The following is a 15,713-nucleotide window of genomic DNA, read 5'->3' on the forward strand; positions in this document are numbered from 1 at the left end:
CGGGCAGGGGCCACCGCCGGCCGGGGCACGAGCGCCACGGCCGGGACGGCGGGTTGGGTCAGGAGCGGTGGATCAGGATGTCGCCGAACGCGGTACGCGCGCGCACCTCGGCCTGCTCGTCGGTCTCGGCGGGACCATCGGTGGCCGCCATCTCGTTGTGGACCTTGCCGTACTGGGTGTGCAGGTCGAGCCGGGCGGCGGTGCCCGGCCGGATGCCGATCTCGATGCGGCCGGCGGCGCTGCGCAGCGTCGCCGAGCCGCGGACGAGCTCGCGGACGCGGATGCCGCCGTTGGCGGTGTTCGCGGTTATCGAGGCGGCGGCGTGGTCGGCCGCGATGTCGCCGTTGGCGGAGCTGATCCGCAAATCACTGCCGGCGTGGCCGATCCAGATCTCGCCGTTGCCGCTCTTGAGCACGGCCGGCCCGGCGACCGAGCGCACCTGTAGCTTGCCCGAGCCGGTGGTCAGCTCGGCGTTGCCGGTGACGGTCTCGGCGGTCAGCAGCCCCATCCCGGTCGTCAGGGACAGGCTCTCGGCCTGCTCGACCTGCAGATCGCCGGCACCGCTGCGCAGCCGGCAGCCGCCCAGTGCCCCGGTGCAGCGGACCGCGCCGACGCCCAGCTTGGCCTCGAGGCCGGAGCCGGCCGGGAGCTCGACGAGCACGTCGACGGCGCCGACCTTGCCGAATATGCCGAGGCCGGGTTGACGGGGGCCGCGTACGGTCAGGGTGCCGGATGTGAACTCCACGCGGGTCTGCTCGGCGGCACGCACATCCCGGTTCTCGGTGTCGTCTGCCGGGCGTACGTGCACGACGGTGTCCGGCCGCTCGCTCGCGACCACCCGCAGCTCACCGGCGGTGAGCTCGACGGAGGCGGTGATGGGCCCGGGAGTGTCGAAGGTGGGCATGGCGGTTCTCCTTCTCCTCGAAGTCAGCGGACCCAGCCGGTGTAGCGCTGGCCGCCGCTGGTAGCGCTTCCGGTCGCGGGACGCGCCGTGTCGCTGTCGGCCGTTGTGGCCGCGGCCCGGATCAGCCAGGTGTTGATCGAGACACCGGCGCGGGCGGCGGCCTGCTCGACGCGGTTCTTCAGGTGTTCCGGCAGGCGCAGGCTGATCCGCACGGTCGCCTCGTCCTCGCCCGGGGTCGGAGCTGGTGCCGGACCGGGCGGCGGCGGGGCGGCTGACTGATCGGTCCACGGGTCTGCGGGCGCCGGCGTCACGACGAAGCTGGGCTCGCGGTTGCGCAGCCGCAGGTCCACGGAACCGGGAGCGAGATCGCGGGTGATCTCGGCGGCCGCCTCGGATAGGGCGTCGAGCAGGGCGAGCCTGGCTGCGGATTCGAGTGGCGCGGTGAGCCGCTCGGCCAGCTCGCGGGCGTCATCGCCGCCGGTTGCAGCGGCGAGCGCGAGCTCGTGGCGCAGGGCGTCGATGTAGGGGCGCAGGTCCATGATGCCATCATGGCATCATTGTGATGCCATACGCAACCAAGTGGCATCACCGTGACGCCGACGCCGCCTCGCCACGGTTGACGCCTTCTTGGTGATCCGTCGTCGTGGTTGACTGGCCCGGTGGGGGAGATCGACTTCGTGGAACTGCCCGGCCTGCGGATGGCGTACCGGAGCTGGGGCCGGCCCGGGGCGCGCCCGGTGGTGGCGCTTCATGCCGGCTCGGTGGACGGCGCCACCTGGGCGCCGCTGGCCGACGCGCTCGGTGACCAGGTCCGCCTGTACGCCCCGGACCTGCGCGGTTACGGCGCGAGCGACCGTCCGGGCCGGTACGGCTTCGCGCCGATGACCGGGGACCTCGAGGCTCTGCTGGACGCGCTCGACCTGGCCCGGGTGGCCCTGCTCGGTCACTCGCTCGGCGCGGTGCTGGCCTACCGGTTCGCCGCGACCCGCCCGGACCGGGTCGCCGCGCTGGTGCTGGAGGAGCCGGTCCCACCCGTCCCGATGGGCTTTCGCCCACCGCCCCGGCCGGCCGGGCCGCAGCCCTTCGACTGGGCCGCCCGCGAGGCCGTCCTCGCCGAGCTGAACGACCCCGACCCGGCCTGGTGGGACCGACTGGCGGCGATCACCGCGCCGACCCTGGTCGTCGCCGGTGGCCCACGCAGCCACCTGCCGCAGCGCGAGCTGACCCGGATGGTCGAGGCGCTGCCCGCCGGCGAGTCGGTCACCATCGACGCGGGGCACGCCGTACACGCGACCCGGCCCGGCGAGTTCCACGACGCGGTCCGGGCCTTCCTGTCGAGAACCTGACCGCCGCTGCCGGACGGCGTGGGGAAGATGACGCACCCGGACCCGGAGCGCGCGGTGCCCGGCGGTGACTGGAAGAATCCGGTCCCGTGAAGACGTTCGAGGAGTTGTTCGCCGAGTTGCAGGCCAAGGCCGCCGCCGGCACCCCGGGCTCGGGCACGGTCGCCGCCCTGGAAAAGGGCGTGCACTTCATCGGCAAGAAGGTCGTCGAGGAGGCGGCCGAGTCGTGGATGGCCGCCGAGTACGAGGGGTCGGAGCGGACCGCCGAGGAGATCTCCCAGCTGCTCTACCAGGTCCAGGTGCTGATGCTCGCCAGCGGTCTCGAGCTCAAGGACGTCTACCGACATCTGTGAGTGCGCCCCGTCGTTGATCAGAATCGATCGAAGGAGCACTCCGTCATGCTGCGTGTCGCCGTACCGAACAAGGGCGCCCTGGCCGAGAAGGCCGCCGAGATGCTGCGCGAGGCGGGCTACCGCCAGCGCACCGACCCGAAGGACCTGGTCTGCCGGGACGAACCGAACGACGTCGAGTTCTTCTACCTGCGCCCGAAGGACATCGCCACCTACGTCGGCTCGGGTGACCTCGACGTCGGGATCACCGGCCGGGACCTGCTGATCGACTCCGGTTCGCCGGCCGAGGAGGTGGTGGACCTGGCCTTCGGTCGGGCCACCTTCCGCTTCGCCGCCCGCCCGGAGGACGTGCACTCCGTGCAGGAGCTGGGCGGGCGCCGGATCGCCACCGCGTACCCCGGGCTGGTCGAGCGGTACCTCGGCGAGCTGGGCGTCAAGGCCGACGTGATCCGCCTGGACGGAGCGGTGGAGAACGCCATCCGACTCGGCGTCGCCGACGTGGTCGCCGACGTGGTGGAGACCGGCGCGACCCTGCGCCAGGCCGGCCTGGTGGTCTTCGGCGACCCGCTGCTGCGCTCGTCGGCGGTGCTGGTCCGCCGCGTCGGCGCGCCGGTGCACCCGCAGTCGGAGCAGCTGCTGCGCCGCCTGCACGGCGTCCTGGTGGCTCGCCGGTACGTGATGCTCGCCTACGACGTGCCCGCCGGCCTGCTCGACCGGGCCAGCTCGCTGACCCCGGGCATCGAGTCGCCGACGGTCTCTCCGCTGCACCGGGAGGGCTGGGTGGCGGTCCAGGCCATGGTGCTCCGGGACGACGTGCACCGGATCATGGACGAGCTCTACGAGTTGGGCGCCCGCGCCATCCTGGTCACCAACATCCACGCCTGCCGGCTCTGACCTCGGGGGTCCGCGCCGCCGCGTGGCGTGTGGCGGCGTCCGGCCGGGCGAGGGTGGGTGGCAGACTGGTGGGGTGAGTGATACCGAGCTGATCCGCCTCAAGCCCCGTCGCATCCGGGTGGTCTGCTGGGCCTCGGCGGCCGCGCTGCTGGTCGTCTTCACCCTGGTGGCCACCTCGCTGACCGGGGCGACCGGCGAGGGGTACGGCAGCTTCCAGCGCGGCGACCAGTTCGCGATGGTCGGTCTGGGCGTCCTCGGCGCGCTCGGCATCCTGCTCTTCACCCGTCCGCGGGTCGAGGCGGACGCCCGCGGCGTGCGGGTGCGCAACGTGGTCGGCTCGTACGACCTGCCCTGGGAGGTCGTCCGCGGGGTGCGCTTCGACCGGGGCGCCCCCTGGGCCAGCCTGGAGCTGCACGACGACGACCTGCTGCCGATGGTCGCCCTCCAGGCCGCCGACAAGGAGAGCGCGGTGGAGGGGGTCCGGGCGCTGCGCCGGCTGCACCAGGCCCACCTGGCCGGCCTCGCCGGCGGCCGCCCCGTCGGCTGAGCGCCGCCGGGGCCGGTGAGCGCCCCGGCACACCCGCGTTGACCTGCGGGCCCGGTTTGGGTGCCGGCGGGGCGAGGGTGTAGTGTTGCCGCGTCGACCAGACCGCCCCCGTTCCGACGTGCGGGCAGTCCTGAAGCGGAGCGCCCTGCTCCCACCCGAGTCGCCCCAGACGGTGGCCGGGTCCCGGTCACCGGTTCCGGGCACGTCCCGGTCCCGGATGCGCGATCATATGATCGTGCCGACCGGTCGAGCGGGCCCTGGCATGTGCCGGGGCCTTCTGCTTTCCGGGTCGGCTCCCGCCTGGGAGCCCGTGGAGTCGGCACCGTAGGAGACTCGACTCGAGGAGGCCCCATCAGCGTCGAACCACGCGTGAACGAGCAGATCCGGGCACGTGAGGTCCGACTGGTCGGCCCTGAGGGTGAGCAGGTGGGCATCGTCCCGCTGGAGCGCGCCCTGCAGCTGGCCGCGGACGTCGACCTGGACCTGGTCGAGGTTGCGCCGATGGCGCGCCCGCCGGTGTGCAAGCTCATGGACTTCGGCAAGTTCAAGTACGAGAGCGCACTCAAGGCGCGCGAAGCGCGGCGTAACCAGCAGCAGACCGTCATCAAGGAGATGAAGCTCCGGCCGAAGATCGACCCGCACGACTACGAGACCAAGAAGGGTCACGTGGTGCGGTTCCTCAAGGCCGGCGACAAGGTCAAGGTGACGATCATGTTCCGCGGTCGCGAGCAGAGCCGCCCGGAGCTGGGTTACCGGCTCCTGCGCCGGCTCGAGTCGGAGATCACGGACCTGGGATACGTCGAGGCCGCTCCGAAGCAGGACGGTCGAAACATGATCATGGTGCTCGCCCCGCACCGGGCCGTGAAGGCCTCCGCGGTCGCCGCCACGGCGTCCCGCGGTGGACCTCGGGAACGGGCCGCGGAGGAGTCCGGTGCTCCGGAGGCCGGCGAGACCCCGGAGGCCGGCGAGACCGCAGCAGCCGGTGAGACCGGCCCGACCGCTGACACCAGCGGCCAGTAACAGGGAGAAGACGTTCCACATGCCGAAGATGAAGAGCCACACGGGTATGGGCAAGCGGGTCAAGGTGACCGGCAAGGGCAAGATCGTTGCCCAGCAGGCCGGCCTCCGCCACAACCTGGAGAAGAAGCCCTCCACCCAGACCCGCCGGCTGACCGGCACGGTCGTGCTGGCCAAGGCTGACGTCAAGCGCATCAAGAAGCTGCTCGGCCGCTGACGCGCGCCACCTGAACCGAAGAAGGAGTTGAGATGGCACGCGTCAAGCGGGCTGTGAACGCCCAGAAGAAGCGTCGTACCCTGCTGGAGACCGCGAGTGGTTACCGCGGTCAGCGCTCCCGGCTGTACCGCAAGGCCAAGGAGCAGGTGCTGCACTCGATGCAGTACGCCTACCGGGACCGTCGCGACCGCAAGGGCGACTTCCGGCAGCTCTGGATCCAGCGCATCAACGCTGGCGCCCGGGCCAACGGCATGACCTACAACCGGCTGATCCAGGGCCTGCGCCTGGCCGGCATCGAGGTCGACCGCAAGATCCTGGCCGACCTGGCCGTCAACGACGCCGCGGCCTTCGCCGCGATCGTCGAGCTGGCCCGGGCCGCCGTGGCGGCCGAGGGCACCGGTGGCGCCGCGGCCCAGGCCGCCTGATCCACCCACAGCAGATCGAGGCGTCTCCCATGCAGTCAGCATCGCGCGGGAGGCGCCTCGAGGCTGTCTCCGGCCCGTTCACCCCGCGTACCCCCCGAATCGTCGCCGCCCGCCGGCTGCAGCGCCGCCGGGACCGCGACGCCGCGGGCCGGTTCCTGGCCGAGGGGCCGCAGGCGGTCCGCGAGGCCCTGGCCCGGGCCGGCACGGTCACCGAACTCTTCGGTACGCCGGCCGCCCTCGACCGGTACCCCGACCTCGCGGCGCAGGCCGCCCACGCCGACGTGCCCGTCTCCGAGGTGACCGACGAGGCCGTGGCGGCGCTCGCCGAGACCGTCGCCCCGCAGGGCCTGGTCGCCGTCTGCCAGCACCTCGACGTGCCGCTGGAGACCGCCCTGGCCCGTGGCCCGCGGCTGGTCGCGGTACTCGCCGAGATCCGCGACCCGGGCAACGCCGGCACCGTGCTGCGCACCGCCGACGCGGCCGGCGCGGGCGCCGTGGTCTTCGCCGGTGACGCGGTAGACCCGTACAACGGCAAGTGTGTGCGGGCGTCGGCCGGGAGCCTGTTCCACGTCGACGTGGTCCGCGCCTCCGATCCCCTCGACGTGGTCGCCGCGCTGCGGGCCGCCGGGCTCACCGTGCTCGCCACGACCGGGTACGGCGACAGCGACCTCGACGACGTCATCGACTACGGGCGGCTCGCGGCCCCCACCGCCTGGCTTTTTGGCTCGGAGGCGCACGGGCTGCCCGAGGAGTTGACCGCCGCCGCGGACGCCCGGGTCCGGGTGCCGCTGCACGGGCGCGCCGAGAGCCTGAACCTGGCTGCGGCCGCCGCCGTCTGCCTGTACGCTTCAGCGAGAGCGCTGCGCTGACCTCGTCAGCCGCACACGCAACACAGGGGAGTCGTCCGATGATGAACGCGCCACGGCGTTCGTTTAGCCAGCCCGCCGGTGTCGGCGGGCGGCGGGCCTGACCCTTCCTCCTGCGCGTAACTCCCACCGGCGGGCTGCGGCACAGCCGCGCGTCCGTAGACTCGCCTAGCCGCCCGGAAGGGCCGGCGCCGCCGTGAGGGAGTGCCCGTACGCCATGAGCTACCGCAACGATCCGTACGACCCGAAGCAGGTCGCCCTGCTGGACCCGGCCGCCCTGGCCGAGGCCGTCGCCGCCGCCGAGCAGGCGTTCGCCGGGGCCGCCGACCCCGACGCGCTGACCGCGCTGCGCCCCGCGCACCTCGGTGACCGGGCGCCGGTGTCGCTGGCCCGCCGCGAGATCGGCGCGCTGCCGCCGGCCGCGAAGTCCGACGCCGGCAAGCGGGTCAACGAGGCCCGCCGGGCGATCGAGTCCGCGTACGCCGCCCGCGCCGAGGTGCTGGAGCGGGAGCAGGCCGCCCGGGTGCTGGTCGAGGAGCGGGTCGACGTGACCCTGCCGTACGACCGCCACCCGCGTGGCGCCCGCCACCCGCTCAACCTGCTGATGGAGCAGATCAGCGACCTCTTCGTCGGGATGGGCTACGAGGTGGCCGAGGGTCCCGAGGTCGAGCTGGAGTGGACCAACTTCGACGCGCTGAACATTCCCCCGGACCACCCGGCGCGCGGCTTGATGGACACCTTCCACATCGCCCCGCCGGCCGGCGCCGACAGCTCCGGTCTGGTGCTGCGTACGCACACCTCCACGGTGCAGACCCGTACGATGCTCACCCGCAAGCCGCCGATCTACGTGATCGTGCCGGGGCGGGTCTACCGCACCGACGAGGTCGACGCCACCCACAGCCCGGTGTTCCACCAGGCCGAGGGGCTGGTGGTGGACAAGGGCATCACGATGGCGCACCTGCGCGGCACCCTGGACCACTTCGCCCGGGCGATGTTCGGCGAGGGCGCGAAGACCCGCTGGCGGCCGCACTACTTCCCGTTCACCGAGCCGTCGGCGGAGTTCGACGTCTGGTTCCCCGAGCACCGGGACGGTCCCCAGTGGGTCGAGTGGGGCGGCTGCGGCATGGTCAACCCGCGGGTGCTGCGCGCCTGTGGCATCGACCCGGAGGTCTACTCGGGCTTCGCGTTCGGCATGGGCATCGACCGGACGCTGATGGTCCGGCACGGGGTGAGCGACATCCGGGACCTCTTCGAGGGCGACGTCCGGTTCACCCGGGCGCTGGGCACCGGGACGGCGTAGGCGATGCGGGTACGTACAACGGAGACGGTGGTCTGAGTCATGCGAGTTTCTGTCAGTTGGCTGCGGGAGTACGTCGACCTCCCCGCCGACCTGCCCGCCGAGGATCTGGAGCAGGCGCTGGTCGACCTCGGCATCGAGGTCGAGTCCATCGTGGACCTGCGCGCCACGGTCACCGGCCCGCTGGTGGTCGGCGAGGTCCGTGAGATCGAGGAGCTGACCGGGTTCAAGAAGCCGATCCGGTACTGCCGGGTCGACGTCGGCGACGCCAACGGCACCGGTGAGCTGCAGGAGATCGTCTGCGGGGCGCGCAACTTCGCCCAGGGCGACCGGGTCGTGGTGATCCTCCCCGGCGGCGTGCTGCCGGGGGGCTTCGCCATCGGCGCCCGGAAGACGTACGGGCACACCTCCGCCGGCATGATCTGCTCGGCGAAGGAGCTGGGCCTCGGCGACGACCACTCCGGCATCATCGTGCTGCCCGAAGACACCCCGGCCAGGCCGGGCGACGACGCGCGGCCCGTCGTCGGGCTCGACGACGTCGTGCTCGAGCTGGAGATCACCCCCGACCGGGGGTACGCGCTGAGCGTGCGCGGCATCGCCCGGGAGCTGGGGCACGCGCTCGGCGTGCCGTTCCGCGACCCGGCCCTGGCGCCCGCGCCCGGCGGGACCGCCGAGCCGGCGTACCCGGTGCAGGTGCGCGACACGGTTGGCTGCGACCGGTTCGCCGCCCGGATGGTGCGCGGGATCGACCCGACCGCGCAGACGCCGGGCTGGATGCAGCAGCGGCTCACCGTGGCCGGCATCCGCAGCATCTCGCTGCCCGTCGACATCACCAACTACGTGATGCTCGAACTGGGCCAGCCGATGCACGCCTTCGACGCCGACCGGATCACCGGGCCGCTGGTGGTCCGCCGGGCCGAGCCGGGGGAGAAGCTGACCACCCTGGACGGGGTCGCCCGTACCCTCGCCACCGAGGACATGGTGATCTGCGACGACACCGGGCCGATCTCGCTGGCCGCGGTGATGGGCGGTGAGACCAGCGAAGTGGTCGGCGGCACCACCAACGTGCTCTTCGAGGCCGCGCACTGGGATCCGGCGATGGTGGGGCGCACCGCCCGCCGGCACAAGCTGTTCAGTGAGGCGGCGAAGCGCTGGGAGCGCGGGGTCGACCCGGCGCTGCCGCTGGTGTCGCTGGAGCGGGCGGTACGGCTGCTCACCGCGCACGGCGGCGGCGCCGTCGGTGCGGAGATCCTCGACCTCGACCACGTCCGGCCGATGTCCCCGGTGATCCTCCCGGCGGACCTGCCGTCCCGGCGGATCGGGGTCAGCTACTCCGCCGAGCGGGTGGTCGCCCTGCTGGAGCAGGTCGGCTGCACCGTCGTTCGGGGCGCCGACCGGCTGGGCGAGGACCCGGGCGAGGTGGGTGTGGGGGCGGGCACCGGTGACGTGCTCACCGTGACCCCGCCGACCTGGCGGCCCGACCTCACCGACCCGGCCGACCTGGTCGAGGAGGTGGTCCGCCTCGACGGGTACGACCGGATCCCGTCGGTGCTGCCGACCGCGCCGGCCGGGCGCGGCCTGACCGCCGAGCAGCGTCGCCGTCGGGCGGTCGCCCGCTCGCTGGCCGAGCGCGGCTACGTAGAGGTGCTGGCGCACCCGTTCGCGGCGACGGAGCTGGCCGACCAGCTCGGCCTGCCCGCCGACGACCCGCGTCGCCCGGCGGTGCGGCTGGCCAACCCGCTCTCCGAGGAGGAGCCGCAGCTGCGCACCACGCTGCTCGGCCCGCTGCTCGGCATCCTCAAGCGCAACCTGGGCCGGGGACAACGCGACCTGGCGCTCTACGAGATCGGCGCGGTGTTCCACCCGCGTCCGGGCGTCGGCAGCCCGCCGGCGATGGGCGTGGACCGCCGCCCGACGGACGCCGAGTTCGCCGCCGCCGACGCGGTGGTGCCCGACCAGCCCCGGCACGTCGCCGTGGTGCTGGCCGGCGACATCGAGCCGGCCGGCTGGTGGGGCGCCGGCCGGGCGGCCGGTTGGGCGGACGCGGTGGAGGCTGGGCGCGCGGTGCTGGCCGCCGCCGACATCCCGGAGTCCCTGATCGAGGTGCGCGCCGCCGAGTACGCCCCCTGGCACCCGGGTCGCTGCGCCGCGCTGCTGGTCGACGGCACCGTCGTCGGCCACGCCGGCGAGCTGCACCCGGCCGTGGTGGCGACGTTGGAGCTGCCGAAGCGGACCAGCGCCATGGAGCTGGACCTGGACGCGCTGCCGCCCGCGCCGGTGAGGCCCGCGCCGACCATCTCCGGCTTCCCGCCGGCGCTGATCGACGTGGCGCTGGTGCTGGACGAGTCGGTGCCGGCGGCCGAGGTGCGCAACGCCCTGGTCGACGGGGCCGGCGAGCTGCTCGAGGGGGTCCGGCTCTTCGACGTGTACGCCTCGCCCCAGCTCGGCGCGGGTCGCCGGTCGCTGGCGTACAAGCTCACCTTCCGGGCCCCGGACCGGACGCTGACCGTGGAGGAGGCGGTGGCCGCCCGCGACGCGGCGGTCGCCGTCGCCGCGGAACGCTTCGGTGCCACCCTGCGCGGCGCCTGACCGCCGCGGAAGGGCCCCCTCCTGCCACCTCGTGGGCAGGAAGGGGCCCTTCCGCGCGCGGTGCCCGGGATCGGCCGGGGCACGTCCCGCGTCGGCTCGACCCGGGATCGTGAGCGGGCCGGCACCGTCCGTCACAGCATCGGCCGAATGGGCAACGGCCACGACGCTTTCGGCTACCCACCGGTCACCTGGGAGCGGTTAACCTGCTTGGATTCCGGCTATCGCCGGGATCACACCCCCCGCCACCCCCACGGGAGTCCAGTCATGTCCGAGCAAACGGGGCCGCCGCCGCTCTCCGTCGACGTCTGCATCGTCGGCGGCTGCGGTCGGGTCGGTCTGCCGCTGGGCATCGCGTTCGCCTCCCGCGGCCTCTCCGTCGTGCTGTACGACATCAACGCCGACGCCGTCGCGACGGTGAACGCCGGCACGCTGCCCTTCGCCGAGCCCGGCGCGGCGGAGGCGCTGGCCGAGGCGGTCGCCACCGGCCGGCTCCGGGCCACCACCGACCCGGTCGCGGTGGGCGGCGCCGAGCACCTGGTCGTGGTGGTCGGTACCCCGGTCGACGAGCACCTCAACCCGGACCTGGGCGCGGTGCCCCGGGCCCTGGACCGCTGTGCCGCGCACCTGCGTGACGGGCAGCTGGTGGTGCTGCGCAGCACCGTCTACCCCGGGGTGACCGCGCTGACCGAGAAGCTGCTCGCCGGCAAGGGCATCCGCGCCGACGTGGCGTTCTGCCCGGAGCGGATCGCCGAGGGGCGGGCGATGACCGAGCTGTTCACGCTGCCGCAGATCGTCGCCGCGCGGACGCCGGGCGCGCTGGCCCGCGCGGAGAAGCTGTTTCGGCACCTGACCGACGAGATCGTCCCCCTCGAACCGGAGGAGGCCGAGCTGGCGAAGTTGTTCACCAACACCTGGCGGTACATCAAGTTCGCCACCGCCAACCAGTTCTGGATGATGGCCAACGACTTCGGGCTGGACTTCGCCCGGATCCGGCACGCCGTCGCGCACGAGTACCCGCGCGCGGCCGACCTGCCGATGCCGGGCTTCGCCGCCGGGCCGTGCCTGTTCAAGGACACCATGCAGCTGGCAGCCTTCAACCGGAACAACTTCGTGCTCGGCCACTCGGCGATGCTGATCAACGAGGGCCTGCCGCTCTACCTGGTGTCCCGCCTGGAGGACCGGTTCGACCTGTCCGAGCTGACCGTGGGCATCCTCGGGATGGCCTTCAAGGGCGGCTCGGACGACCCGCGGGAGAGCCTGGCGTACAAGCTGCGCAAGATCCTGGCGTTGAAGACCCGGGAGACGCTCTGCACCGACCCGTACGTGGTCGACGACCGGCTGCTCGACCTGGACGAGGTGCTGGCCCGGGCCGACCTGCTGGTGATCGCGGCCCCGCACGAGCAGTACGCCCGGCTGGACACCGACAAGCCGGTGATCGACATGTGGGGCCTGACCGGGACGGGGGTGCGGGTGTGAGGCCACGGGTTTCGGTGATCGTGCCGGTCTACAACGAGGGCGAGGCGATCCTGCGCTGCCTGGAGCGGGTGCTGCGCGAGATGCTGCTCCCGGCCGAGGTGCTGATCGTGCACGACATGCCGGAGGACACCACCGTCCCGTACGTCGAGCAGATCGCCGGCACCGACTCCCGGGTGCGCGCGGTGCTCAACACGTACGGCCGGGGTCCGGCGAACGCGATCCGGTTCGGCATCGACGCCGCGCTGGCCCCGGTCGTGGTGGTCACCATGGCCGACGGCTGCGACGACCCGCGCCAGATCGACGAGCTGGCCCGACTGGTGGACCGGGGGGTGGTGGTCGCCGCCGCGTCCCGCTACATGCCGGGCGGCCAGCAGGTCGGCGGCCCCCGGTTGAAGCGGATGATGTCCCGCTGGGCGGGGCGCAGCCTCTACACCCTGGCCCGGGTCGGCACCCGGGACGCCACCAACAGCTTCAAGGCCTACGACACGCGGTTCGTTCGCGAGGTGGGCATCGAGTCGCGGACCGGCTTCGAGATCGGGCTGGAACTGACCGCCAAGGCCACCCGGCTGCGGCTGCCGGTCGCCGAGATCCCCACCATCTGGCTGGACCGGCCGCTCGGCGAGTCCCACTTCGACCTGGGCCGCTTCCTCCCCGGCTACCTGCGGTGGTACTTCTTCGCCTACGGTCGACGGCTGAGCCGGGAGAAACTGGCCGCCCGCGCGACCGCGACCGCGGCGGCGGTGCCGGCGCCGCGCCCGGCGCGGGACAGCACCGAGTACGAGAAGACCGCATAGGAGCGCACGTGGCGAAGGTCCTGGTAACGGGTTCGGCCGGTTTCATCGGCGGCTACCTGGTCGAGGAGTTGCTGGGTCGGGGCCACGAGGTGGTCGGGATCGACAACTTCTCGAAGTACGGTCCGGTCACCCACAGCTACGACGACCACCCGAAGTTCCACTTCGTGGAGGGCGACGCCCGGGACGTCGACCTGCTCACCGAGCTGCTGGACGGCTGCGACCACCTGGTGGCCGGCGCGGCGATGATCGGCGGCATCTCCTACTTCCACGCCTACGCCTACGACCTGCTCGCCACCAACGAGCGGATCATGGCGGCCACCTGCGACGCGGCCATCCGGGCGCACCGCGAGGGTTCGCTGTCGAAGGTCACCTACCTCTCCTCGTCGATGGTGTTCGAGTCGACGGAGCACTGGCCGAGCCGGGAGGGCGACGAGCGGCGCATCCCGCCGCCGCTGTCGTCGTACGGCTTCCAGAAGCTGGCCGTGGAGTACTACGCCCGGGCGGCCTGGGAGCAGTACCGGCTGCCGTACACGATCGTCCGGCCGTTCAACTGCGTGGGCGTGGGCGAGGGGCGGGCGCTGGGCCAGGCCGAGGTGCTCTCCGGCAACGTGAAGCTGGCGATGTCGCACGTGGTGCCCGACCTGGTGCAGAAGATCGTCAAGGGGCAGGACCCGCTGCACATCCTCGGCGAGGGCCACCAGGTGCGGCACTACACCTACGGCGGGGACCTGGCCCGGGGCATCGCCACCGCGGTGGAGCACCCGGCCGCCGTCAACGACGACTTCAACCTCTCCACCGCCGAGTCGACCAGCGTGCTGGAGCTGGCCGAGCTGATCTGGACCAAGATCAAGGGCCCGGACGTGCCGTTCCGGCACGTCTCCGACGACCCCTTCGAGTACGACGTGCAGAAGCGGGTGCCGGACGTGACCAAGGCCCTCGAGGTGCTGGGCTTCACCGCCACCACCCCGCTGGACGTGATGCTCGACGAGGTGATCCCGTGGGTGACCCGGGCGGTCGAGGAGGGCCGGCTCTGACACCGGCGCCGCGCCCCGGGCGGTGGCGGCCACCCGGGGCGCGGCGGTCTCAGCCGGTGAAGGGCAGGTCCACCCGGGCGGCCTCGCCGACGGCCAGGCTGGTCGGGGTGGCGCCGATGGCGTTCCACACCTCGATCGTCACGGTGCCGCCGGTCAGGTCGCCGAGCGCGCCGCTGGCCGAGCGGATGCCCTGCGTCTGCCGGTAGTGCTCCCCACCGGGCACCGGGTCGGTGGCGAAGTACGCGTACGTCTCCACCCGGTCGACGGTGCCGTCCCCGGTGAGGTCGTACGACACCCGCGCCTGCACCCCGTCGCCCACCGCCGTCCCGGCGTCGACGGTGAGGTCGAAGGCGGTGGCCCCGCCGGTGTACCGGCCGGTGAGGCCCCGCGCGGTGAAGGTTCGGGCGTTCACCGGGCTGCCGTCGTGGTTGCCGTTCGCCGCCGCGAGGGTGAGCGCGCCGGCCGGGCCGGCGGTCCCGGTGAGGGTCCCGTCGGCGGACAGGTACCGGATCGGGTCCAGCGGCTGGTCACCCTGCGTGCCGGTCGGCGTGGGGCTCGGCGTGGGGCTGGCGGTGGCCGTCGGCGTGGGGCTGGGCGGCGGGGTGCCGCCGACGCCGAACGGGCTCAGCTCGATGCCGGCGGCGCGCGGATCGCCGTCGTGCACCAGGGACTCCTGGGCCTGCACGTCGTCGAAGGCGAAGCCGTACGCCCGGCCGTCGCGCATGGCGGCGTGGATGATCCGCGAGTAGTGGTTGGTCAGCTCGCCTTGGTAGAAGTCGGCCGGCCCGCCGCCGGGCTGGGTGTCGATCGTGCCGAGGGTGCCGCGGTGCAGCGCCGCGCAGAGCGTCCGGGCGACCGGCCCGACGACCAGGTCGTTCGGTGCGGCGAGCGTCCCGTCGCAGTCCCACACGTCGGCGCTGGACGGGCGGGTGAAACTGGCCACCTGCCGGCCGGAGCCGTCGGTGAAGTTCATCGTGGTGCCGGTGGTCCGCCCGAGGTAGCGCACGTCGGGCCGGTCGGCGAAGGGCACCACGGTCAGCGTCCGGGTGGCGTACGCCTGCCAGGCCTGTGCGATGTACGGGTCCAGGTAGCCGGCGTCGAAGAGGCCGGCGTCGGCGGCCTTGCCGGGGGAGAGGACCCGCAGCACCGTCCCGTCGGCACGGGTCTGGACCGAACCGCCCCAGCCGGGCTGCGCGCGAACGGCGTCGATCACCCCGGGTCGCCCACCGCCGACGAGTTCGCCGGTGCGGCGGGTGGCGCCGTCCGCGCCGGTCACGCTCACCGCGTGCGGGACGGCGAACATGTCGACCTGGGAGCTGTTGAGCCAGAGGCCGGCGTCGTTGTAGGTGAACTCGGACCAGTCGAAGAGGATGTCCCGGTTGGGGTCGCCGGCCGCCCAGGGCGCGGGTTGGACGAGCCCGTCCGGGGTGAGGGCGAAGCGGAGCCTGTCGCCGAAGGAGAAGTAGACCCGGCCGGAGAGGTTGCGGGGGATCCGCAGCGTGCTGCTGCCGCCCTCGGCCGGTCCGGGGATCGCCACGTCGGGGGCGGGAGTGGGCGGCAGGCCGCCGGCCGGCCAGGGGGTGAAGGTCCCGGCGGCGTCGACGTACCCGAGCCGCCCGGAGCCGAGGTCGACCCCGAGCACGTAGAGGTGGACGGCCTCCGGCCGCCCGGTGTGGTTGGTGACGGTGAGCGGCAGCGGGGACGGGCCGACGGCCCGGGCGAGGGTCGCCGCGGTGCCGACGGAGGTGACGGTCGTCAGGACGAGCGCCACCAGGGCGCGGGTCCATCGCGTTCGGGTGCGCAACGCGGAACTCCTTCTCGCCCGGGGCACGGGCGGGGAATCGGGCCGGCGTGCCGCGCGGGCGGTGGTGGCGGGTGGCCGGGATGCTGGTCGGAATGCGCCGACACGGGCGGAATGCCGTCTGTGAGAGCGCTCTCTCAGCATGGGCGACGCATGCGT

The 15,713-nt window shown here is 73.2% G+C and carries 16 protein-coding genes; 13 read left to right on the plus strand and 3 right to left on the minus strand.

Annotation, left to right across the window (positions count from 1 at the left end; all coding sequences use genetic code 11):
- Window positions 1-58: 58 nt before the first annotated feature.
- Window positions 59-904, minus strand: coding sequence for a DUF4097 family beta strand repeat-containing protein (locus tag AC5RWQ_RS25575; RefSeq protein WP_494285190.1), 846 nt, complete (start codon window positions 902-904; stop codon window positions 59-61).
- Window positions 905-927: 23 nt separating this feature from the next.
- On the minus strand, window positions 928-1,443 hold the full coding sequence (locus AC5RWQ_RS25580; protein WP_494285191.1) for a hypothetical protein: 516 nt from the start codon (window positions 1,441-1,443) through the stop codon (window positions 928-930).
- 120 nt (window positions 1,444-1,563) lie between these two features.
- Between AC5RWQ_RS25580 and AC5RWQ_RS25585 the strand changes: the two genes are divergently transcribed.
- The 13 genes from AC5RWQ_RS25585 to AC5RWQ_RS25645 all read left to right on the plus strand — a co-directional run bounded on the left by AC5RWQ_RS25585 (window position 1,564) and on the right by AC5RWQ_RS25645 (window position 13,753).
- Window positions 1,564-2,250 (plus strand): alpha/beta fold hydrolase, encoded by a 687-nt coding sequence (locus tag AC5RWQ_RS25585; RefSeq protein WP_494285192.1) that lies wholly within the window; start codon window positions 1,564-1,566, stop codon window positions 2,248-2,250.
- An 86-nt stretch (window positions 2,251-2,336) separates the two neighbouring features.
- Complete coding sequence (locus tag AC5RWQ_RS25590; RefSeq protein ID WP_494285193.1) at window positions 2,337-2,600, plus strand: phosphoribosyl-ATP diphosphatase; 264 nt, start codon at window positions 2,337-2,339, stop codon at window positions 2,598-2,600.
- Window positions 2,601-2,645: 45 nt separating this feature from the next.
- The gene (gene hisG, locus AC5RWQ_RS25595) at window positions 2,646-3,491 is read left to right on the plus strand and encodes an ATP phosphoribosyltransferase (RefSeq protein ID WP_494285194.1); all 846 of its coding nucleotides are present in this window, start codon (window positions 2,646-2,648) and stop codon (window positions 3,489-3,491) included.
- 73 nt (window positions 3,492-3,564) lie between these two features.
- Window positions 3,565-4,038: a PH domain-containing protein gene (locus tag AC5RWQ_RS25600; protein WP_494285195.1), complete on the plus strand. Its 474-nt coding sequence runs from the start codon at window positions 3,565-3,567 to the stop codon at window positions 4,036-4,038.
- A 369-nt stretch (window positions 4,039-4,407) separates the two neighbouring features.
- Entirely contained in the window at window positions 4,408-5,058 is a 651-nt protein-coding gene (gene infC / locus AC5RWQ_RS25605) for a translation initiation factor IF-3 (protein WP_334489701.1), read from the plus strand.
- A gap of 19 nt (window positions 5,059-5,077) precedes the next feature.
- Window positions 5,078-5,272: a 50S ribosomal protein L35 gene (gene rpmI, locus AC5RWQ_RS25610; protein ID WP_007458415.1), complete on the plus strand. Its 195-nt coding sequence runs from the start codon at window positions 5,078-5,080 to the stop codon at window positions 5,270-5,272.
- Window positions 5,273-5,304: 32 nt separating this feature from the next.
- Window positions 5,305-5,697: a 50S ribosomal protein L20 gene (gene rplT / locus AC5RWQ_RS25615; protein ID WP_030335718.1), complete on the plus strand. Its 393-nt coding sequence runs from the start codon at window positions 5,305-5,307 to the stop codon at window positions 5,695-5,697.
- Between the two features lie 29 nt (window positions 5,698-5,726).
- Complete coding sequence (locus tag AC5RWQ_RS25620; RefSeq protein WP_494285196.1) at window positions 5,727-6,566, plus strand: TrmH family RNA methyltransferase; 840 nt, start codon at window positions 5,727-5,729, stop codon at window positions 6,564-6,566.
- A 214-nt stretch (window positions 6,567-6,780) separates the two neighbouring features.
- Window positions 6,781-7,863: a phenylalanine--tRNA ligase subunit alpha gene (gene pheS / locus AC5RWQ_RS25625; protein ID WP_494285197.1), complete on the plus strand. Its 1,083-nt coding sequence runs from the start codon at window positions 6,781-6,783 to the stop codon at window positions 7,861-7,863.
- 39 nt (window positions 7,864-7,902) lie between these two features.
- On the plus strand, window positions 7,903-10,449 hold the full coding sequence (gene pheT, locus AC5RWQ_RS25630; protein ID WP_494285198.1) for a phenylalanine--tRNA ligase subunit beta: 2,547 nt from the start codon (window positions 7,903-7,905) through the stop codon (window positions 10,447-10,449).
- Between the two features lie 264 nt (window positions 10,450-10,713).
- On the plus strand, window positions 10,714-11,925 hold the full coding sequence (locus AC5RWQ_RS25635; protein ID WP_494285199.1) for a nucleotide sugar dehydrogenase: 1,212 nt from the start codon (window positions 10,714-10,716) through the stop codon (window positions 11,923-11,925).
- Window positions 11,922-12,719 carry a glycosyltransferase family 2 protein gene (locus AC5RWQ_RS25640; RefSeq protein ID WP_494285200.1) on the plus strand — a complete coding sequence of 266 codons (798 nt, stop codon included), beginning with the start codon at window positions 11,922-11,924 and terminating at the stop codon, window positions 12,717-12,719. Before AC5RWQ_RS25635 ends, AC5RWQ_RS25640 begins: the two co-directional genes overlap by 4 nt.
- Window positions 12,720-12,727: 8 nt before the next feature.
- A complete protein-coding gene (locus AC5RWQ_RS25645; RefSeq protein WP_494285201.1) occupies window positions 12,728-13,753 on the plus strand; it encodes an NAD-dependent epimerase/dehydratase family protein in 1,026 nt (341 codons plus the stop codon).
- A 49-nt stretch (window positions 13,754-13,802) separates the two neighbouring features.
- On the opposite strand, the gene AC5RWQ_RS25650 is transcribed toward AC5RWQ_RS25645, so the two are convergent.
- Window positions 13,803-15,557, minus strand: coding sequence for a beta-1,3-glucanase family protein (locus AC5RWQ_RS25650; RefSeq protein ID WP_494285202.1), 1,755 nt, complete (start codon window positions 15,555-15,557; stop codon window positions 13,803-13,805).
- Window positions 15,558-15,713: the final 156 nt, after the last annotated feature.

The organism is Micromonospora sp. BS32 (assembly GCF_059089345.1).